The organism is Amedibacillus dolichus DSM 3991 (genome assembly GCF_000154285.1).
Lineage (GTDB): Bacteria > Bacillota_I > Bacilli_A > Erysipelotrichales > Erysipelotrichaceae > Amedibacillus > Amedibacillus dolichus.
The window spans coordinates 1-1,108 of sequence record NZ_DS483462.1 but is presented as its reverse complement, the minus strand read 5'-3'; the positions used below and the strand labels follow the sequence as shown (position 1 = coordinate 1,108).

Annotated in this window: 2 protein-coding genes; both read right to left on the bottom strand. The window is 30.1% G+C overall.

The features are described 5' to 3' along the window. A partial coding sequence (locus EUBDOL_RS00430) for a transposase (RefSeq protein ID WP_040462763.1) occupies positions 1-295 on the bottom strand: 295 nt, incomplete at its 3' end. An 88-nt stretch (positions 296-383) separates the two neighbouring features. Continuing rightward, positions 384-581: a hypothetical protein gene (locus EUBDOL_RS11330; RefSeq protein ID WP_004797426.1), complete on the bottom strand. Its 198-nt coding sequence runs from the start codon at positions 579-581 to the stop codon at positions 384-386. Positions 582-1,108 lie beyond the last annotated feature (527 nt).

The window sequence follows — 1,108 nt, the reverse complement described above, 5'->3', positions numbered from 1 at the left end:
GTAAGATATCGCTATACATATCGCTTACTATGTATTCTACGTTTCCACGTTCTTGAAAACTAATAGAATAAAAATAAGCATCGAGTGTCGTTTCCCAGCGATTAGGTAAAATATCAACGATTTCTCTCGTTTCAAAATCCATAAGTACACAACACAGTTTAGTCTTTTCATTAATATCTAAATGGACTTCATCTATACTTAATATTCTAGGAAGAGGTAAACGTTTCATATCAACGAATTTAGTAAATGTATCATGAACATAGGTATCTGATACATTAAAATGTGCAGCTACCATAGAACATGTTTTATTAATATCCTTTAATTCGTTAATGATAAGGAATGGTATTAAATTTGTGATTCTTTTTCTAGGCTCGATGAACAGACTAATAATATTTGATGTTTTGCCTTACGATGAGTGAGATACCCTTAGAGTACATAGAAAAACCACATATAGGACATACATGTGGTACTAAAGGTTTCTCGATTACAACAGTTTTTGTAAGAGAGTTTTGGTTGGTGATGATTTCGACAAGGCGAATAGTATCATCTTCTAAATTTAAAGCTTTTATGATATCATTCATATATCCTCCATTTCTATTTGAATTAAGCAATCTAATAACAATGGAGAAAAAAGAAGAGGATAATTACATTGTGTAGTTGTCCTCTTTTTAACGTGATTTTGATTAAAATTTTAGACCCTGCTAATAGACCCTATTAAAAGACCCTACTAAAGCAAACCCTATTTAAATTTGGTTACCCAAGGAAAATTCTGAATTTATTAATTATCTATTGCCATGGGAGGAACAAGTTCAAACAATATGTAAGAAAGCCGAATAGCGATGGTTATTAGAATGACCACCTTACTCGGCTTTTTATATTTATTCAATACACTTTTTATTTGATGCTTACAATAAAATCAATCTTTTTTGTTTATTAATTGATATAGTTTATTATAGCAGTGTACTAACCGTAACCACAAAGAAATCATGAACATTGTAATCTCCTGATTATTTTAAGGCTAGTTCAATGCGAAATTACATTTGACAAAAAAATCAAAAATGTTTATAATATGAACCGTTCACAACATGAACTTAATCTAGCGATTTTC

Bases quoted from the DNA above. Each gene is read 5' to 3' on its own strand.
- EUBDOL_RS11330 (WP_004797426.1), bottom strand. From the start codon at position 581: ATGAATGATATCATAAAAGCTTTAAATTTAGAAGATGATACTATTCGC.